The following is a 17,204-nucleotide window of genomic DNA, read 5'->3' on the forward strand; positions in this document are numbered from 1 at the left end:
TGGCGGGGGGGGCGGTCGCGGCCCCCCCGGCGGGGAGCGGTGACCCGGGCCCCCCCCCCGCCGCGCGGGGTCAGGCCGCGCAAGGGGGGGGCGGGGGGGGGGCGGCCGGCGAGACCCTGGTGGTTGCCGCCGGCGGCGACGGCACGATCGCCGAGGTGGTGAATGGAATTGCCGGCAGCGACGCGCGGCTCGGCGTGATCCCGATCGGCACGGCGAATGTGTTCGCCCACGAACTTGGCCTGGCGTTCGGCGCCGCAGCGATCGCGGCAGCGCTGAAGGGCGGACAGGTGCGCCACGTCATTCCCGGCCGGGCACGGTTCGCCGACGGACGCGCCAGGCTGTTCGTGCAGATGCTCGGCGTCGGGCTCGACGCGGCAGTGGTGGCATCACTGAACGGCGCGCTCAAGCGGCGGATCGGCAAGGGCGCCTATGTGGTCGAGACGCTGCGCCAGATCGCGCGCTGGTCGTTCCCGCGTCTCAGCCTCGCGCTGGACGGCACCTTCGCGGAGGGGGCGCAGGTGATCGCGACCAAGGGCCGGTTCTACGGCGGGCGCTTCCTGCTCGCGCCCGAGGCCGCGCCCGACACGCCGGGCCTTTCGGCCTGCGTGTTCGAGCGCGGCGGCTGGTGGCCGGCCCTGCGGGCGGGGCTCACCCTGCCGGTCGGCCTGCTGCCGCGGCTGCCCGGGGTTGCCCGACATCGTGTGGCGACGCTGGAGATCGCCGCACCGGCGGGGCTGCCGGTGCAGGCCGACGGCGACCTGATCGGCATGACGCCGGTGACGGTCGCGGATGCGGCGAGCCGGATCGCGGTCATTGTGCACCATGTGGCGACTGCAGCCACACCGACGGCCGATCGTCTCGACCGCCAGTCCGCCAAGGTGGCGGAAGGGGGGAGGGGCCGCACGGACGCGGTGTGCCATGGCGCGGGCAAGGCTGACCCGCGCCGCGCCAACGCCTCCCGCTGACGGGGCCGAGGCCGACACCCGCAGGGCGTACACGCTCGGCATGCGGCTTGGGGTCGTCGACGCTCCGGCGTCATCCGGAACGCCCTCGCCGTCCTTCACCTTGCGACCGTCCCGCTGCTCCTCCGCCGACCGCGGCCGGTATGAACCCTCCGGAGTCGGGCCGTCAGCCTGTCCGGAACGTCTCCAGCGCCGCGGCATCGAACGCGACGCCGTGGCCCGGCCGATCGGGCGCGATCGCGCGGCCCTCGACGATCTCAATCGGTTCTGCAATGAAGCGGTCGAGCCCGAAGCCGTGCACCTCCAGATACGACCGGTTCGGCGCGGCCGCGAGCAAATGCACGGTCAGGTCGTGCACGCCGTGCGAGGTGACCGGCAGATTGAACGCCTCGGCAAGCGCCGCGACCTTCATGAACACCGTCACGCCTCCGACAATCGCGACATCAGGCTCGGGGAACGTCACGCCGCCGACGGCGATCAGCTCCTTGAACTCCCAGAGCGACTTCAAGTTCTCGCCGGCGGCGATCGGGTGGCCGCCCTCGCGCACGATCCGCGCCTGGCCGGCGATGTCGTCGGGGATGGTCGGCTCCTCCAGCCACACCAGGCCGTACTGCTGGAGCGCGCGCGCGGCGCGGATCGCCTCGTCGGCCGTCCAGCGCATGTTGGCATCCGCCATCAGCGGGAAGTCGTCGCCGAGATGCGCGCGCATCGCCGCGACACGCTCGACGTCCTGGCGCAGCGACGGCCGGCCGACCTTCATCTTGATCGCGCGGAAGCCCTGGGCCTGGAAGTCATCGGCCTGGGCAAGCAGGCGGTCGAGCGGGAAGTCGAGATCGATGCCGCCGGCGTAGCAGGGCACGGCAGGATCGAACCCGCCGAGATGGCGCCAGAGCGGCGCGTTCGCGCGCTTCGCCGCGAGGTCCCACAGCGCGATGTCGATCGCCGAGACCGCGAGGCTGGTCTGCCCGCCGCGGCCGCCGAAATGCAGCCGCCACCACATCGCCTGCCAGGTCGCCTCGATCCGGTCAGCGTCCTGGCCGATCACAACGGGTGCGAGGTCGTTGTGGATCAGCGCCAGCACCGCCGCGCCGCCCGAGTCCACGGTGTAGGTGTAGCCGAGGCCGGTCGCGCCGTCGGCGTCGGTGAGCGTGACGGTGATCAACTGGAAATGCGTGATCGTGTGGTGCGTGCTGTCGGAGAGCGCGACGGGGAGAGGGATCCGGTAGAGGACGGCATCGATGCGATGGATCTCGCTCATGGATCTGGGGCCCCGTTCTGGTCCGGTCGTGGTTCGGACTCGTAGCATGCGTCGCCGTGCCGGGCGAGCCGGAGGCGTGGACGCGATTATGTAACGATATCATCTTGATCCGATATCGCATCATATGCGATGATATCGGAACGGTCGGCAATCGAGCCGACCGGTCGGGAGACAATGCAATGAGGATTTCATCAAGTGCCGCCGTCCTGGCGGTCATTCTGGTTGCCGCCTGTGCGCCGGATCAGCCAAGTCCGGTCACTGCCGCGCCCCCGCAGCCCGCGGCGGCCGCACAGCCCGCGCCGGGCGAGGAACTGGACGGCGAGGCGTACCTCACCCTGGCCCGGGGCAACACGCTCGTGGGAGTCTCCAGCCGCGGTGCGGACTTCGCGATCTACGTCGCCGAGGACGGCACGCAACGGATGGCCTGGCAGACCATGCGGAGCAGCGGCCGTGACGAGGGGCGGATCGTGCTGCGCGACGGCAAGGCGTGCTCGTCCTGGCGGATCCAGCGGGACGGCGCGGAAGCCTGCGGGCGCATCTTCCGCGACGGCGAGACGTTCCGCGGCGTCGATCGCGACACCGGTGCGGTGATCAGCACGTTCCGCATCCTGCCCGGCAACCCGCGGGGGCTGTAGCCTGGCGCATCAGGGCTGGAGGAAGGGGCGGCGCACGGCTATCCAGGTCGCGTGGTCCCCGCCGCCCTTCCGACCAGCGTCGCAGCCCTGCCCGTCGCCGAGGCGCTGCCGGCGCTCCTCGCCGCGCTCGGCCGCGGCAACGCCGTGCTGGTGGCCCCGCCGGGCGCGGGCAAGACCTCGGTCGTGCCGCTCGCGCTGCTGCACGCGTCCTGGCGTGATGCGGGCTCGCGCATCGTCGTGCTGGAGCCGCGCCGGGTCGCGGCGCGCGCGGCCGCCCGCCGCATGGCCTCGCTGCTCGGCGAACAGGTGGGTGCGACCGTCGGGCTGCGCACGCGGCTCGACGCCGCCGTCTCACCTTCGACACGGATCGAGGTCGTCACGGAAGGGCTGCTGGTGCGCCGGCTGCAATCCGACCCGGGCCTCTCGAACGTCGCCGCGGTGGTGTTCGACGAGGTGCACGAGCGCTCGCTCGATGCCGATCTCGCGCTCGCGCTGACGCGCGATCTCCAGGCGGTGCGGCCGGAGCTGCGTCTGGTGGCGATGAGCGCCACGCTGGACGGCGCGGCATTCGCGCGGCTGCTCGATGCGCCAGTGACCGAGAGCATGGGGAGGATGTTCCCGGTCACCGTGCGCTGGGCCGTGCGCGATCACGACGCCCGGGGCCTGCCTGAGGCAGCGGCCGCCGCCGCGCGCCGCGCGCTCGCCGAGACGGCCGGCGACATCCTCGTGTTCCTGCCCGGCATGGCCGAGATCCGCCGCGCCGAGGCCGCACTCGCGGATGCGCCCGCGGTCGTGCGCCCGCTGCACGGCGAGTTGCCGCCCGAGGCGCAGGACCTCGCGCTGCGCCCCGATGCCGAAGGGCGGCGCAAGGTCATCCTCGCCACCGCGATCGCCGAGACGAGCCTCACCGTCGAGGGCGTGACCGCGGTGGTCGACAGCGGATACCGGCGCACACCGCGCTTCGATCCCGGCTCGGGGCTGACGCGGCTCGCCACGGTGCGGATCAGCCGAGCAGCGGCCGAGCAGCGTGCAGGCCGCGCCGGGCGGCTCGGGCCGGGCGTGGTGTTCCGGCTCTGGACCGAGGCGGTGCATCGCGGCCTCGCCGCCGTCGACCGGCCCGAGATCCTGGACGCCGATCTTTGCCCGCTCGCGCTCGACCTCGCGGCCTGGGGTGCGGAGCCCACGGCGCTGCCGTTCCTCGATCCGCCACCCGCGGGCGCGCTGGCGGCCGGCCGCGACCTCCTGCGCGCGCTCGGCGCGCTCGATCGGGCAGGCGCGATCACGCCGCGCGGGCGGGCAATGGCGCGGCTGGGGGCGCATCCGCGGCTGGCGGCGATGATGGTCGTGGCGCGCGAACGGGGCGAGGACCAGGCGGCGCTGGCGGCCGACCTGGCGGCCGCGTTGGAGGAGCGCGATCCGCTGCGCGGCAACGACGCCCCCGCGGATCTCCGGCTGCGCCTCGACCGGCTTTCGACGGCAGCAGTGCGCGCGGCCGCGCAGTACCGCAGGCGCCTCGGCATCGCCGCGCGCGCGGGCGATCCGGACCGCGCCGGGACGCTGCTGGCCGAGGCGTTCCCCGACCGGATCGCGATGGCGCGCGGCGAGGCCGGGGCGTTCCTGCTCGCGAACGGCCGCGGCGCGCGGCTCTCGACCGCCGATCCGCTCGCGCGTGCGCCGTTCCTCGCGGTCGCCGCGCTCGATCTCACCGGCACCGATGCGCGCCTCCGGCTCGCCGCACCGCTCACCCGCGACGCGGTCGAGACGCTCGCCGCCGGGCGCATCGTCACGACCGAGGACGTATCCTGGGACGACCAGGCCGGCGCGGTGCGCGCGCGGCGCCGGCGCATGCTCGACGCGCTGGTGCTGGACGAGGCGCCGGTCGCCGAGCCGGACGCCGCGCTGCTGGCGCGCGGGCTCTGTGCCGGGGTGCGCGCGCGCGGGCTCGGCGCGCTGCCCTGGACCGCGACCGCGCGCAACCTCCAGGCGCGTGTGGCGCGCATGGCCGCGCTCGAGCCGGGCTGGCCGGACCTCTCCGACGGCGCGCTCGCGGCCACGCTCGAAGACTGGCTCGCGCCTCAGCTCGCCGGGCTGCGGAGCCTCGGCGAGCTTGCCCGGCTCGACATCGCCGCGATCCTGCGCGGGATGCTCGGCGCGCGCGCGGCCACGCTCGACGCCGCGCTGCCGACCCATCTTCCCTTGCCGCAGGGCCGCGCGGCCATCGACTACACACGCGCCCCCCCGACGGTCTCGGCGCGCGCACAGGCGCTGTTCGGGCTCGCGGCGACGCCGCGCCTCGCCGGCGGGCGGGTGCCGGTGCAGGTCGAACTCCTGTCGCCGGCGGGGCGGCCGATCGCGGTCACAGGCGATCTCGGCGCGTTCTGGCGCGGCGGCTGGGCGGAGGTGCGCCGGGCGATGCGCGGGCGCTACCCGAAGCACGCCTGGCCGGAGGACCCTACGAACGCGGTTCCCGCCAGAGCCAGAGCCCCATGAGCACGGCCGGGACGGCGAACACCAGCCAGGCGATGCGGTAGCCGGCGGCGAGCGCAAGCAGCCCGAACAGCGGTGGCAGGACGATCTGGCCGATCTGGGTGAAGAACAGCACCCCGCCGGTGACCGACCCGGCGCGGCCCGGCGGGGACAGTCGCGCGACCTCGGCCAGCATCAGCCCATGGAAGGCCATCACGGTCGCGGAATTGAGCACGATCGCCGCGAGCACGAGCGCGTCCGCGGCGGCCGCCGGCAGCACGGCAAGCGAAACGAACGCCAGGGCGGTGCCGAGCCCGATCCCGGCGAGCAGCCGCCGCGGCGGCACGTGGCGTCCGCCGAGCCAGCCCCAGAGGATGCGGCCCGGGATCGCGACCAGCGTGCCGATGCTGAACAGGGCTCCGGCCGCGGCGAGGCTGCGGCCCTGGGTCTCGACCAGGAACACCACGACGAAAGTGGTGTGCACGAATTGCAGCCCGACATAGCACATCGCCATCGCCGTGATCGTGCCGACGCCCGGGCTCCAGGCCGAGCGGATGGTCTCGCCGATCGCGCTGAGCCCGAGCGGCGCGGAAGCGTCGCGGTCGGTGTCGCAGCGCGCGCGCCAGGGTTCGAGCACGACCGCGAAGACGATGCAGACCAGCGCCGAGAGCCAGAGCGAGCCGCGCCAGCCGGCGACGGACGCGAAGGCCGGCGCGAGCGCGCCTGTCATCGCCACGCCGAGCGGCACGCCGGTCTGCTTGATGCTGAAATAGAGCGGCTGCTGGCGCCGCGGCACCACGCGGGCGAGCACATGCGAGGACGCCGGCGTCGAGACCGTCGAGCCGAACCCGACCAGGACCCCGCCGATCGCGATCGCGATGATGCCCGAGGGCGCGCCGAACGCGACGCCGAGGCCGGCGATCGCGAGCGAGACCTGGCTGACGCGGAACCCGCCGTAGCGCCGCAGGAACCCGCCGACCCCGACCGTGCCGATCATCGCCGCGGCAGCGGCGAGCGCAGTGTAGCTGCCGGCATGGGACGGATCGATGCCGAGCTCGGCGCCGATCGGCGGGGCCAGAACCGGCACGACCCCGCGGGTGAAGGTCGCGAAGGCCTGCTGCACCAGCATGGCGAGCGTGGCGGTGAGGGCAAGCGACACGGCCGGAACCCGGTGGCGAAGGGTTCTGCCACCCTACGCGCGTCATGCTGCGGTGCAACCCCGCGCGAACGGCGCCGCGCGGGGCCGGCTCAGGCGCCGGTCAGGCTGCCGGCTTGCCGGGCTTGGGGTCGCCGTTCGCCACCGCAAGCGTGTCCGTGGCCAGCGACGCGGTGCGGGCCATCGAGGTCATCCACGCCTCCATGAGCCGCGCCTGGTCGGCGCTGAATTCCTCCACGCGCCGGCCCCACCAGCGGCTGATGGTCTCGCTCGCCTCCACCGCGGAGCCGCACGTCGCAAGGTCGCCGAACAGGCTGACCCGGCTCTCGACCATGTGCAGCCCCATCGCCAGCATCGCCTCGGGAACGCCGCCGTCCAGCGGAGCGGTCTTTGTCTCGCGCGCCATCGGGATTGCCTCCTCGCGGTTGTCTCCGCGAGGTCGGATGCTACCCCAAGATCCTGCGGGCGCGTATGGGACTGTGCTCCGTGACCGGACCGTGACACCGCAGCGCGGGACGACCAGCGCCGCCCAGGGGCCCCTGGGGTACGGACCTGAGGCGGGATATAATCACGCCGGCGGCGCCGCCGCCCTTCGTTCACTCTTTCTGGAGCGCCTGATGCGCATCCTGCTGGTCGAGGACGACAAAGACGTTTCGCGGTTCGTCGCGAAGGGGCTCAAGGAAAGCGGCCACGTGATCGACCAGGCCGACAACGGCCGCGACGGCTTGTTTCTCGCCGCCTCCGAGAACTACGACCTGATCGTGCTGGACCGGATGCTGCCCGGCGGCATGGACGGGCTGCGCCTGCTCGAGACGCTGCGCGCCACCGGCTCGAAGGTGCCGGTGCTGTTCCTCTCCGCGCTCGCCCAGGTGGACGATCGGGTGAAGGGGCTGAAGGCGGGCGGAGACGACTACCTGACCAAGCCCTTCGCGTTCACCGAGCTCCTCGCGCGGATCGAGGCGCTGGGGCGGCGGGCGCGCGGCGAGGGGCCGGTGACCCGGCTCGCGATCGCCGATCTCGAGATGGACCTGCTCGCGCGCAGCGTGAAGCGCGCGGGCCGCACGATCGAGCTGCAGCCGCGCGAGTTCCGCCTGCTGGAGTTCCTGCTGCGCAATGCAGGCCAGGTGGTGACACGGACCATGCTGCTCGAGGCGGTGTGGGATTATCATTTCGACCCGCAGACGAACGTGATCGACGTGCATGTGTCGCGGCTGCGCCAGAAGATCGATCGCGGCTTCGCCTTTCCGCTGATCCATACCGTGCGCAACGCCGGCTACATGCTGCGCACCGACCAGTGAGCACGGGCGCGCACCTGCCGAGACCAAGGGGCGACAGTCCCCTGCTTCGCCTGGTGCGCTCGCTCGGCTTCCGGATCGCCGCGCTGCATGCGGTGCTGCTGATTGCCTCCGGCGCAGCACTCGGCGGCTTCTTCTGGTGGAACACGGCCGGCTACCTGAACCGCCAGGTGGACCAGTCGCTGCGCAACGACGTCGCGCTGATGACCACGCGGTTCGACGATGGCGGGATCGATGCGATCATCCGCACGGTCGCGCAGCGGCTTGCCGAGGACTCGGACGAGGAGGAGGTCTTTCTCCTCATCGGACCGGACGGCAGATCGATCGCCGGCAATCTCGATTCCTGGCCGGTCGGCCTGCCGATCGACGCGCAGGGAATCGAGGCACCCATCTGGCACGACGGCATCACCTCGACCGGGCGTCTCCATGGCATGGAGCTTGGCGGTGGTTACCGCCTGATCGTCGGCCGCGACGTCGCCAGCCGGCTGCGCCTGCGCGAGCTGGTCGCCGACGCGGTGCTGTACGGCTCCGCTCTGGCCGTCGTGCTGGCGACGCTGGGAGGCGTGCTGGTGCAGCGCGTGTTGCAGAGGCGGATCGATCAGGTGGCGGTCACTGCGGCGGCGATCGGCCATGGCGACCTGTCGCGTCGCGTGCCGCTGACCGGCGCAGATGACGAGTTCGACGAGCTCGCGCGCACCTTCAATGGCATGCTGGACCGGATCAGCGGACTGATGCATGGCGTGCGCCAGGTCTCGAACGCGATCGCGCATGATCTGCGCACGCCGATCGCACGCACCCGTGCGCGGCTCGAGGAGGCGCTGCGCGAGGCGGCGGACGAGGCCGAGCTCCGCGCCGCGATGGAGCGCGGCATCGCCGAGCTCGACGGCATCATCGCGGTGTTCCAGGCGATCCTGCGCATCGCCGAGATCGAGGCCGGCGCGCGCCGATCGGCCTTTGCGCCGTTCGACCTCTCGACGCTGCTCGCGGATGCCGCGGAGCTGTACGAGGCGGTGGCGGAGGAGAAGGATATTCGGCTGGATGCGGCGCCGACCGCCGGGCTCGTCATGGTCGGCGACCGCGACCTGGTACTGCAGGCGGTGGCGAATCTGCTGGACAACGCGATCAAGTTCACGCCGCCTGGCGGGCTCGTGCAGCTCGCCGCCGCCCGCCGCGAGGAGACGGTCGAGATCGTCGTCGCCGACACCGGTCCCGGGATTCCGGAAACGGAACGGCCGCGCGTGACCGAGCGCTTCTATCGCGCGGAGGCGAGCCGCGGCACGCCCGGCTCGGGACTCGGGCTGACGCTGGTCGAGGCGGTGGCGCATCTGCATGCCGGCACGCTCGACTTCGAGAGCGATCCGAAGGGCGGGCCGGGTCTGCGCGCGGTGCTGCGGCTCGCGTCGGGTGAGGTGCCGCGGCTCGCCCGCTCGGCAGACGTCCAGCGGCGCCGGGCGCCGAGCCGCGCGGCGGAGGCAGGGCAGGACCGCGTGCCGGTCGGCGCGGCGCCCGGCGGGCAGACATCGGGCTGAAACACGTCGGACGCAGATCACGCGGCCGTGCAACGTTTCGGAGTCCTGCCCCGTGTCCAAGCTGCCTCTGTTGTTCCTCTCGACGGCCGCCGCGTGCCTGCTGGTCGGCGTCGGCCTGGGCATCGCGATGGGGATCACCCATGACTTCTCGCTCGGCCCGGTGCATGCGCACCTGAACCTGCTCGGCTGGACGTCGCTCGCGCTGATGGGACTGACGCTGCGCGTCTATCCGGAACTGCTGCACAGCCGGGCGGCCGCCTGGGCGCAGTACGGCCTGTCGGCAGGCTCGGCGGTGGTCTTTCCGGCCGGCATCTATCTCGCCGTGACGCAGGACGCGCCGGGTCTCGCGATCGCGGCCTCGCTCGTGTGGTTCGCCGGCGCCGTGCTGTTCCTGGCGCGACTCGTGCGACTGCTGGTCGCGAGTGACGCTGCGGTGGCGCCGGTGTCGGCACGGCTGAACCCGCTGGCGGGATAGGTCCCGGGATGGGGGGTACGGGGGCAAGGGCCTTGCGGCCCTTGGCCCCCGCGTCCTTCATACCAGCCCGCCCAGGGCTTGACCTTCGGCGGGCTGGTATGAGGTTGGTTTCGCGCGCGGCCGCCCCACCAGCCCCGCGCGCGATACCCGGCTGCCAAAGGTCAAACCTTTGGCAGCCGGGTATCAGTCCTCTGCCTTGCCTTCGCCCGCCGCGCCGCTGTTGAGCTGGATGTAGTTCTGGATGCCGATCCGCGCGATCAGCTCGAACTGCGTCTCGATGAAGTCGATGTGGTGCTCCTCGTCGCGCAGGATCCCGGCGAGCAGGTCACGCGAGGGGAAGTCGCGCACGCTCTCGCAGTAGGGGATGGCCTCGCGCAGATCGGCCATCGCCTTCTCCTCGATCGCCTTGTCGCATTTGAGGATCTCCTCGACGGTCTCGCCGATCAGCACCTTGTTCAGCCGCTGCACGTTGGGGATGCCTTCGAGAAACAGGATGCGCTCGATCAGTTTGTCGGCGTGCTGCATCTCCTCGATGCTTTCACCGTATTCGAGCTTGCCGAGCTTGGTGACGCCCCAGTTGTCGAGCATCCGCGCGTGCAGGAAGTACTGGTTGATCGCGGTGAGCTCGTTGGTGAGCACCGTGTTCAGGTACTCGATGACCTTCGGGTCGCCCTTCATCGCACGCTCCGCTCCTGTGGCCTAGCCGGGCTGCAAGGAGAGGATGGAGCGCGCCCTACGTCAAGAACAACGCGTGTGAAATCAAGTGGTTAAGAGTGCGACGCGGTCGCAGCCCGGCTAGTCCTTCGCCGGCGCGAGCACGACCGCGGGCACCGCATGGCCGCGCGGGCGGGCGTGATGGTCGGCGACGATGTCGCGGATCACCTGCCCGCATATGCCGCAATCGGGGCGGCAGCCGCAGCGCGCCCACACCCCCTTGCAGCAGGTCGCGCCGTTCTCGGCGGCGGCACGGATGGCCTGGTCCGACAGGCCGTTGCAGAGACAGACGAGCATGACGGGCTTCTACTCCCCCGCGACGTCGATTGCAACTGGTTCGCATTTGCGATTCGGTTGCCGATGTTGCGGCGCGGTTTCTCGCCGGCGCCGCCGCATCCCGCCATGCGGTGGATCAACGGGCCGGTGCCGGGATCACCGACACCGGCCGCTCGCATCAGGCGGCCACCGCCTCCTTGGCCTCGGCCTTCTCCTCCGGCGTGTCCGCCTCGTAGCCCGGCGGCGGGCGGAAGCCGCGCACCGCCTTCTCCATCAGGGTCGCGAGATGGATCGCGGCGCGGTCCTGGTACGGCCCGGCGATGATCTGCACGCCGAGCGGCAGCCCGCCCTTGGCGAGCCCGATCGGCGCCACCGCCGCCGGCAGGTAGCAGACGCCCGAGATGCCGGCCCAGAAGAGCTGGGTGGTGGTCGGCTGCGGCTCGCCATTGACGGTGATCACCCGGTCCTGGCGTTCGCCCTCGTGGTCGTGCGGGAAGGCGGTGCCGGCGGCCACCGGGCAGAGCAGCACGTCCCACTCCCTGAAGAACGCGGCCCAGGCCTGGCGCATCCGGTGGCGGACCTCGTTCAGCTGGAGCCAGACCCGGTGCGGCAGCGTGTTGCCGCGCGCCATAAGCGCGATGTAGCCATCAGCGTCTTCGCCGCGCTTCGCCGCCTCCTCGGTCCAGCGCGCGATCTGCTCGGGCGACAGCCGCGCCGAGGTGGCCGCGCGCAGCAGCAGCACATAGACCTTCCACAGCTCGGCCTTGTCGATCTCAGGCCGGGCGGCGAGATCGACCCTGGCACCCTCCTTCTTCAGCGGGCGGGCCAGCGCCTCGATCTTGCCCGCGTATTCCTCGTCGACCGGCGCGACAGGATCGTTCGCCATGATCGCGATCCGCATGCCCTTGATCCCGGGCAGGCGCGGCTTCGGCAGGGTGAGCTTCCAGCCGGCGGCGTCGATGTCATCCGGCCCGGCCATCACGTCGAGGGCAACCATAAGATCGGCGCCGCTGCGCGCGAGCGGGCCGATCACCGAGATGTCGGACGGCGCGATCGTGCCGAGCGACTGGCCGCGCGGCGAGCAGATGCCGAAGCTCGGCTTGTGGCCGTAGACGCCGCAGTAATGCGCCGGGTTGCGGATCGAGGAGCCGATGTCGGAGCCGATCTCGAGCCCGGTGAGCCCCGCGGCCAGTGCGGCGGCCGAACCGCCCGAGGAGCCGCCGGGCGTGCGTGTCGGGTCCCAGGGGTTGTTGGTCGTGCCGTAGACCGCGTTGTAGGACTGCCAGTCCGCCAGCATCAGCGGCACGTTGGACTTGCCGAAGATCACCGCGCCGGCGCTGCGCAGCCGGCTCACAGCGAGCGCGTCCTCCTTGGCGACGGTGTCCTTGTAGGCGGGGTCGCCCCAGGTGGTGGGCAGGCCCTGGACGTTGAAGCTCTCCTTCACCGTCATCGGCACGCCGTGCAGCGGCCCGGCGATGTCGCCACGCGCGAGGCGGCGGTCGAGCAGGGCGGCGTCCTTGCGGGCACGCTCCACGTCCTGCACGACGATCGCATTCAGCGCCGGGTTGTAGGCCTCGACCCGCTTCAGGTAGAGCTCCAGCAGTTCCGCGCTGCTGATCTTCTTCTGGCGGATCATGGCGGCAAGCTTCGTCGCCGACGCGAAAGCGATGTCGTTCATGCGGAGATCTCCCTCAGGCGGTCGGGCACCATCGACCGGACGGGCCGGTTCGGCAAGACCGGTTGCCGCATGAGGACCTTGCGCGGGGCGGGAGACTGGCGGCAGGCGCTGCGGCGGGCGGCCTACTGGTTCAGCATCACCTCACCGAGGCGGCGCACGTCGTAGCCGCCGAGCCGCGCGGCGCGCTCGGCGAAGGCGGGGGTTCGCGCGAAGCGGAGCAGCGCCTGCACGTCAGCGCGGAAGTGGTCGCGCCGGTGCATCACGAGATCGAAATGTTCCTCGATCACCGGGAGGAACATGACGCGCGGGTCGGACGCGGCAGCGCGGATGCCGAACCCCGCGTCCGCGCGACCCTCGGCGACCGCTTGTGCGATCGCAGCATGGTCGGGCGCATCGCGCACGCCGATCGTCAGCGCATCGAGCCGACGCCCCGCCTCGCTCAGCAGATGCGTCAGCAGGGCGTGGCTGCCCGAGCGCGGATGGCGCAGCGCGACGCGCAGCCCCGGCCGGGCGAGATCGGTGACGGTCGCGAGCCCGGCCGGATTGCCCGAAGGCACAATCAGCCCCTGGGTGCGCGCGGCCCAGCCGATCGCGACCAGCGCGGCATGGGGCAGTCGCGCCTCGATCAGCGGCACGTTCCAGCCGCCACCATCCGGGTCCGGCACATGCAGCGCGGCCAGCACCGCGCGCCCCTCGGCCAGCGCGTCGAGCCCCGCGAGCGAGCCCTCGGCGAGCAGCGCGAGGCCGCAGCAGCTCTCGCGCAATGCCCAGGCGAGGAGCGGATCGTCGGAGCCGGCGAGGATCGGCGGCGGATCGGACGGCGGCGCGCCCTCCACGCGGACGGCCACCCAGGCGGCGAGGGTGGCGCGCGGGAACAGCCAACGCCCGCCGATCCGCGCGCAGGGCACCTCGCGCCGGCGCACCAGGTCGTACAGCGCGCGCTCGGAGAGGCGCAGCGCGGCCGCGGCCTCGCGCAGGGTGAGCAGATCGAGCACGCGGCGACTATGCAGAAACCGGCAGATGACGGCAACTCTTGCGAAACTGGGCGATTGCCGGTGCCAGCTCGGGTCGTCATGTGATCAGGCGCATGGACGGGTCCCCAGGCGCCACGCGCCTCGCCCTCTCGCTGCTGCTCTCCGCCGATGCCGAACTGCTCGGCATCGTCGGGCTCAGCCTGCGCGTCAGCCTGAGCGCGGCGGCGATCGGCTTCGCGCTGGGCGTGCCGATCGGCGCGGCGCTGGCGATCGGGCGCTTCCCCGGGCGCGGTGCAGCGCTGGTGACGGTGAATGCGCTGCTCGGCCTGCCGCCGGTCGTAGCGGGGCTCGCGGTCTATCTGCTGCTGTCGCGCTCCGGCCCGCTCGGCGAGCTCGGCCTGCTGTTCACGCCCACCGCGATGGTGATCGCGCAGTCGGTGCTCACCACGCCGATCGCGGCGGCACTCGCCCACCGCGCGCTCGCCCCGGTGCTGGCCGAGATCGGCGAGGCGCTGGCGGTGGACGGCGCGGGACCGGCGCGCATGATCTGGGTCGCGATGGGGGCGGCGGTCGCCCCGCTCGTTACCGCGTTCCTCGCCGCGTTCGGCCGCGCGATCGCCGAGGTCGGCGCGATCCTGACGGTCGGCGGCAACATCCGCGGCCATACCCGCACCATGACCACCGCGATCGCGCTCGAGACGCAGAAGGGCGACCTGCCGCTGGCACTCGCGCTGGGTCTGATCCTGCTGCTGCTGGTGCTCGCGGTGAACGCTGCGGCGCTGACGCTCGCACCACGATCCTGACAGGAAGGACCGCAGGATGATCCGTCGTGCATGGCTTGCCGGCGTTACGACGTTGCTGGTCGCGCTGCCGGCCGCCGCGCAGGAGCGCTTCATCACCGTAGCCAGCACGACCTCGACCGAACAGTCGGGGCTGTTCGGCCATATCCTGCCGCTGTTCACGGCGAAGACCGGGATCGCGGTGCGCGTGGTGGCACTCGGCACCGGCCAGGCGCTGGATGTCGGGCGGCGCGGCGATGCGGATGTGGTGTTCGTGCATGACGCCGCCGCCGAGGAGAAGTTCGTCGCCGAGGGCTACGGCGTTCAGCGGCTGGAGGTGATGTACAACGACTTCGTGATCGTCGGGCCGTCGTCCGACCCCGCCGGGGCCATGGGCAACGACGTGATCGCGGCGCTGAAGCGCATCGCCGCCGCCGGCGCGCCGTTCGCCAGCCGCGGCGACCGCTCCGGCACGCATGCCGCGGAACTGCGTTACTGGCGCGCGGCCGGCGTGACGCCCGGCGGCGGCTGGTACCGCGAGACCGGCAGCGGCATGGGGCCGACACTGAACACGGCGTCCGGCATGAACGCCTATGCGCTGACCGATCGCGGCACCTGGCTCTCGTTCCGTAACCGTGGCGATCTGACGATCCTGGTCGAGGGCGACCGGCGCCTGTTCAACCAGTACGGCGTGATGCTCGTGAATCCCGAGCGCCACAGCCATGTGAAGCGCGCCGACGGCCAGGCGTTCATCGACTGGCTGGTGTCGCGCGAGGGGCAGGCGGCGATCGCCGCCTACAAGATCGACGGCGAGCAGCTGTTCTTCCCCAACGCCGGACCGTAGCGCGCTACGCCTTCGCCGCCGAGGGGTCGATCCAGCCGATATTGCCGTCATCGCGCCGGTACACCACCGAGAGCGAGCCGGTCTTGCGGTCGCGGAACATCAGCACCGGCGCATCGGCGAGATCGAGCCGCATCACCGCCTCGCCCACCGTCAGAGTCTCGATCTCGGTCGGCAGTTCCGCCACCACCGCGGCGTGGTCGCCGTTGAGTTCGATCGTCTCGCCCTCGCCCTCCCCCTCGGCCGCCGGCCCGGGGCTGAGCACGTACTGACGCACCTTCTCCGGCCGCTCGCGGTGCGCGAGGTCGCGCGCGTGGTCGTTCACCTTGCGCCGGTAGCGGCGCAGCCGTTTGCCGAGATGCTCGGCCGCGGCGTCGAAGGCAGCATGCGCGTCCTGCGCCTCGCCCTCGCCGCGCAGCACGATGTTGCGCGCGGCGTGCATCGTGATGTCGCACATGAAGAAGGCGCGCGCCTTGGAGAACACCACCTGCGTCTCCAGCGCGTAGTCGAAGTACTTGCCGGCGATGGTCCCAAGCTGCTCGGCGACGTAGGTCTTCAGCGCCTCCCCGACATCGACCTGCTTGCCCGAGACCGTGATCTGCATCGCTCGACCCTCGCGTCAGGGCGGGCTCTGCGGGGCGGCCCGCCGGTTGCGGCCTTGCGGCGTCCGCCGCGTCAGGCCGGGATGGCCTTCTCCCGCCGCCGCTGCACGGACGATGGGATGCCAAGGCCCTCGCGGTATTTGGCCACCGTGCGGCGGGCGATGTCCACACCTTCGCGCTTGAGCATGGTGACGATCTGGTCGTCCGACAGCACCGACTCGGAGTCCTCGGCGGCGATCAGCGCGCGGATGCGATGGCGCACGGTCTCGGAGGAATGGGCATCGCCGCCATCGGTGCCGGCGATCGCCGTGGTGAAGAAGAACTTCAGCTCCAGCGTGCCACGCGGGGTGGCGATGTACTTGTTCGCGGTCACGCGGCTGACGGTACTCTCGTGCAACTCCACGGCAGTCGCGATGTCGCGCAGGATCAGCGGGCGCAGATGCGTGATGCCGTGGCGGAAGAACCCATCCTGCTGGCGCACGATCTCGGCCGCGACCTTCAGGATCGTGCTCGCGCGCTGGGCCAGGCTCTTGACCAGCCAGGTCGCGTTCGCCCAGTGCTCGGCGATGAAGGTCTTTTCGTCGCGCGACCTCGCCCCGGACGAGACCCGCGCGTAGTAGGCGCCGTTCGCCAGCACGCGCGGCAGCGTCTCGGGGTTCAGCTCGACGATCCAGCCGCCATCCTCGGACCGGCGCATCAGCACGTCGGGCACCACGGTGGTCGCGGGCTCGGCCTCGAACGCCGCCCCCGGCTTGGGATCGAGCCGCTTCAACTCGGCCACCATGTCCGCGAGGTCCTCCGCATCGACCTCGCACACCGCCATCAGCCGGCGCATCTCCCGCTTGGCCAGCAGGTCCAGGTTGTCGAGCAGCGCGGCCATCGCCGGGTCGTAGCGGTTCAGCTCGCGGAGCTGGATCTCCAGGCACTCGCGCAAGCTGCGCGCGAGCACCCCCGGCGGGTCGAAGCGCTGCATGCGCGCGAGCACCGCCTCGATCCGATCGCGCCCGCAGCCCAGGCTCGCGGCCAGCGCGTCGAGGTCGAGCGCGAGCCGCCCGGCCGGATCAAGCCCCGCGATCAGACAGGCGCCGATCAGCCGCTCGGTCGGGTCGGCGATCGACAGGCGGATCTGCTCGGCGAGGTGCTCGCGCAAGGACCGGCGCTCGACCGCCAGATCCTCGATGTCGCGGCCGTTCTCCTCGAAGTCGGAGCGGCCGCCGCGCCCGCCGGCGCCCGGGCCCGCGGCATAGCCGCCATCGGCGGAGCCACCGGCGTCATAGACATTGCCGAAATCGGCATCGAGCGGCGCTTCACCCTCGGCTGCCACCGCCTCGCGCGCATCCGCGAGCGGGGGCGTGTCCTCCGGTGCGGGCGCTGCCGGCGCGTCGCTGCCGGCGCGGTCATCGCGCTCCAGCATCGGGTTGCGCTCGAGCTCCTGCTCGACCCAGGCCTGAACCTCGAGATTGGAGAACTGAAGCAGCTGGATCGCCTGCCGCAGCTGCGGCGTCATCACCAGCGCCTGGCCGAGGCGGAGATCGAGCCGCGGACCGATCGCCATGCCGGACAC

General features: G+C 72.0%; 17 protein-coding genes. 8 read left to right on the plus strand and 9 right to left on the minus strand.

Annotated features, from left to right (window positions below; genetic code table 11):
- Positions 1 to 119 precede the first annotated feature (119 nt).
- Complete coding sequence (locus ACTIFU_RS01535) at positions 120 to 965, plus strand: diacylglycerol/lipid kinase family protein (protein ID WP_439576514.1); 846 nt, start codon at positions 120 to 122, stop codon at positions 963 to 965.
- A 163-nt stretch (positions 966 to 1,128) separates the two neighbouring features.
- On the opposite strand, the gene ACTIFU_RS01540 is transcribed toward ACTIFU_RS01535, so the two are convergent.
- Entirely contained in the window at positions 1,129 to 2,220 is a 1,092-nt protein-coding gene (locus ACTIFU_RS01540; RefSeq protein ID WP_439576515.1) for a mandelate racemase/muconate lactonizing enzyme family protein, read from the minus strand.
- A 56-nt stretch (positions 2,221 to 2,276) separates the two neighbouring features.
- Here ACTIFU_RS01540 and ACTIFU_RS01545 point away from each other — a divergent pair, with 56 nt between their 5' ends.
- Positions 2,277 to 2,855 (plus strand): hypothetical protein, encoded by a 579-nt coding sequence (locus ACTIFU_RS01545; RefSeq protein WP_439576516.1) that lies wholly within the window; start codon positions 2,277 to 2,279, stop codon positions 2,853 to 2,855.
- Between the two features lie 51 nt (positions 2,856 to 2,906).
- Positions 2,907 to 5,345 carry an ATP-dependent helicase HrpB gene (hrpB, locus tag ACTIFU_RS01550; protein ID WP_439576517.1) on the plus strand — a complete coding sequence of 813 codons (2,439 nt, stop codon included), beginning with the start codon at positions 2,907 to 2,909 and terminating at the stop codon, positions 5,343 to 5,345.
- Here the strand turns inward: hrpB and ACTIFU_RS01555 are convergent.
- A complete protein-coding gene (locus tag ACTIFU_RS01555) occupies positions 5,308 to 6,480 on the minus strand; it encodes an MFS transporter (RefSeq protein ID WP_439576518.1) in 1,173 nt (390 codons plus the stop codon). The two genes, hrpB and ACTIFU_RS01555, sit on opposite strands and share 38 nt — an antisense overlap.
- Positions 6,481 to 6,580: 100 nt before the next feature.
- On the minus strand, positions 6,581 to 6,883 hold the full coding sequence (locus ACTIFU_RS01560) for a hypothetical protein (protein ID WP_439576519.1): 303 nt from the start codon (positions 6,881 to 6,883) through the stop codon (positions 6,581 to 6,583).
- A gap of 211 nt (positions 6,884 to 7,094) precedes the next feature.
- Here ACTIFU_RS01560 and ACTIFU_RS01565 point away from each other — a divergent pair, with 211 nt between their 5' ends.
- From ACTIFU_RS01565 to ACTIFU_RS01575, 3 genes are read left to right on the plus strand one after another with little or no spacing between them, the layout of a single operon-like run.
- Positions 7,095 to 7,775: a winged helix-turn-helix domain-containing protein gene (locus tag ACTIFU_RS01565; protein WP_439576520.1), complete on the plus strand. Its 681-nt coding sequence runs from the start codon at positions 7,095 to 7,097 to the stop codon at positions 7,773 to 7,775.
- Positions 7,776 to 7,828: 53 nt separating this feature from the next.
- Complete coding sequence (locus ACTIFU_RS01570; protein ID WP_439576521.1) at positions 7,829 to 9,301, plus strand: ATP-binding protein; 1,473 nt, start codon at positions 7,829 to 7,831, stop codon at positions 9,299 to 9,301.
- A 52-nt stretch (positions 9,302 to 9,353) separates the two neighbouring features.
- Positions 9,354 to 9,776, plus strand: a complete 423-nt coding sequence (locus ACTIFU_RS01575) for a hypothetical protein (protein ID WP_439576522.1) — start codon at positions 9,354 to 9,356, stop codon at positions 9,774 to 9,776.
- Positions 9,777 to 9,959: 183 nt separating this feature from the next.
- Here the strand turns inward: ACTIFU_RS01575 and bfr are convergent, their stop codons facing one another.
- From bfr to ACTIFU_RS01595, 4 genes are all read right to left on the minus strand, one after another.
- Positions 9,960 to 10,454, minus strand: coding sequence for a bacterioferritin (gene bfr, locus ACTIFU_RS01580; RefSeq protein ID WP_439576523.1), 495 nt, complete (start codon positions 10,452 to 10,454; stop codon positions 9,960 to 9,962).
- Between the two features lie 117 nt (positions 10,455 to 10,571).
- Entirely contained in the window at positions 10,572 to 10,787 is a 216-nt protein-coding gene (locus ACTIFU_RS01585) for a (2Fe-2S)-binding protein (protein ID WP_439576524.1), read from the minus strand.
- Between the two features lie 157 nt (positions 10,788 to 10,944).
- Entirely contained in the window at positions 10,945 to 12,444 is a 1,500-nt protein-coding gene (locus ACTIFU_RS01590) for an amidase (protein WP_439576525.1), read from the minus strand.
- Between the two features lie 122 nt (positions 12,445 to 12,566).
- Entirely contained in the window at positions 12,567 to 13,439 is an 873-nt protein-coding gene (locus ACTIFU_RS01595) for a substrate-binding domain-containing protein (RefSeq protein WP_439576526.1), read from the minus strand.
- A 92-nt stretch (positions 13,440 to 13,531) separates the two neighbouring features.
- Here ACTIFU_RS01595 and ACTIFU_RS01600 point away from each other — a divergent pair, with 92 nt between their 5' ends.
- A complete protein-coding gene (locus tag ACTIFU_RS01600; protein ID WP_439576527.1) occupies positions 13,532 to 14,221 on the plus strand; it encodes an ABC transporter permease in 690 nt (229 codons plus the stop codon).
- Positions 14,222 to 14,237: 16 nt separating this feature from the next.
- Positions 14,238 to 15,041 carry a substrate-binding domain-containing protein gene (locus ACTIFU_RS01605; RefSeq protein WP_439576528.1) on the plus strand — a complete coding sequence of 268 codons (804 nt, stop codon included), beginning with the start codon at positions 14,238 to 14,240 and terminating at the stop codon, positions 15,039 to 15,041.
- Positions 15,042 to 15,045: 4 nt separating this feature from the next.
- On the opposite strand, the gene hpf is transcribed toward ACTIFU_RS01605, so the two are convergent.
- Positions 15,046 to 15,642 (minus strand): ribosome hibernation-promoting factor, HPF/YfiA family, encoded by a 597-nt coding sequence (gene hpf, locus ACTIFU_RS01610; protein ID WP_439576529.1) that lies wholly within the window; start codon positions 15,640 to 15,642, stop codon positions 15,046 to 15,048.
- A 71-nt stretch (positions 15,643 to 15,713) separates the two neighbouring features.
- On the minus strand, positions 15,714 to 17,195 hold the full coding sequence (rpoN, locus tag ACTIFU_RS01615; RefSeq protein WP_439576530.1) for an RNA polymerase factor sigma-54: 1,482 nt from the start codon (positions 17,193 to 17,195) through the stop codon (positions 15,714 to 15,716).
- Positions 17,196 to 17,204: the final 9 nt, after the last annotated feature.

Origin of the sequence: Elioraea sp., assembly GCF_051860475.1 — a bacterium.
Lineage (GTDB): Bacteria > Pseudomonadota > Alphaproteobacteria > Acetobacterales > Acetobacteraceae > Elioraea.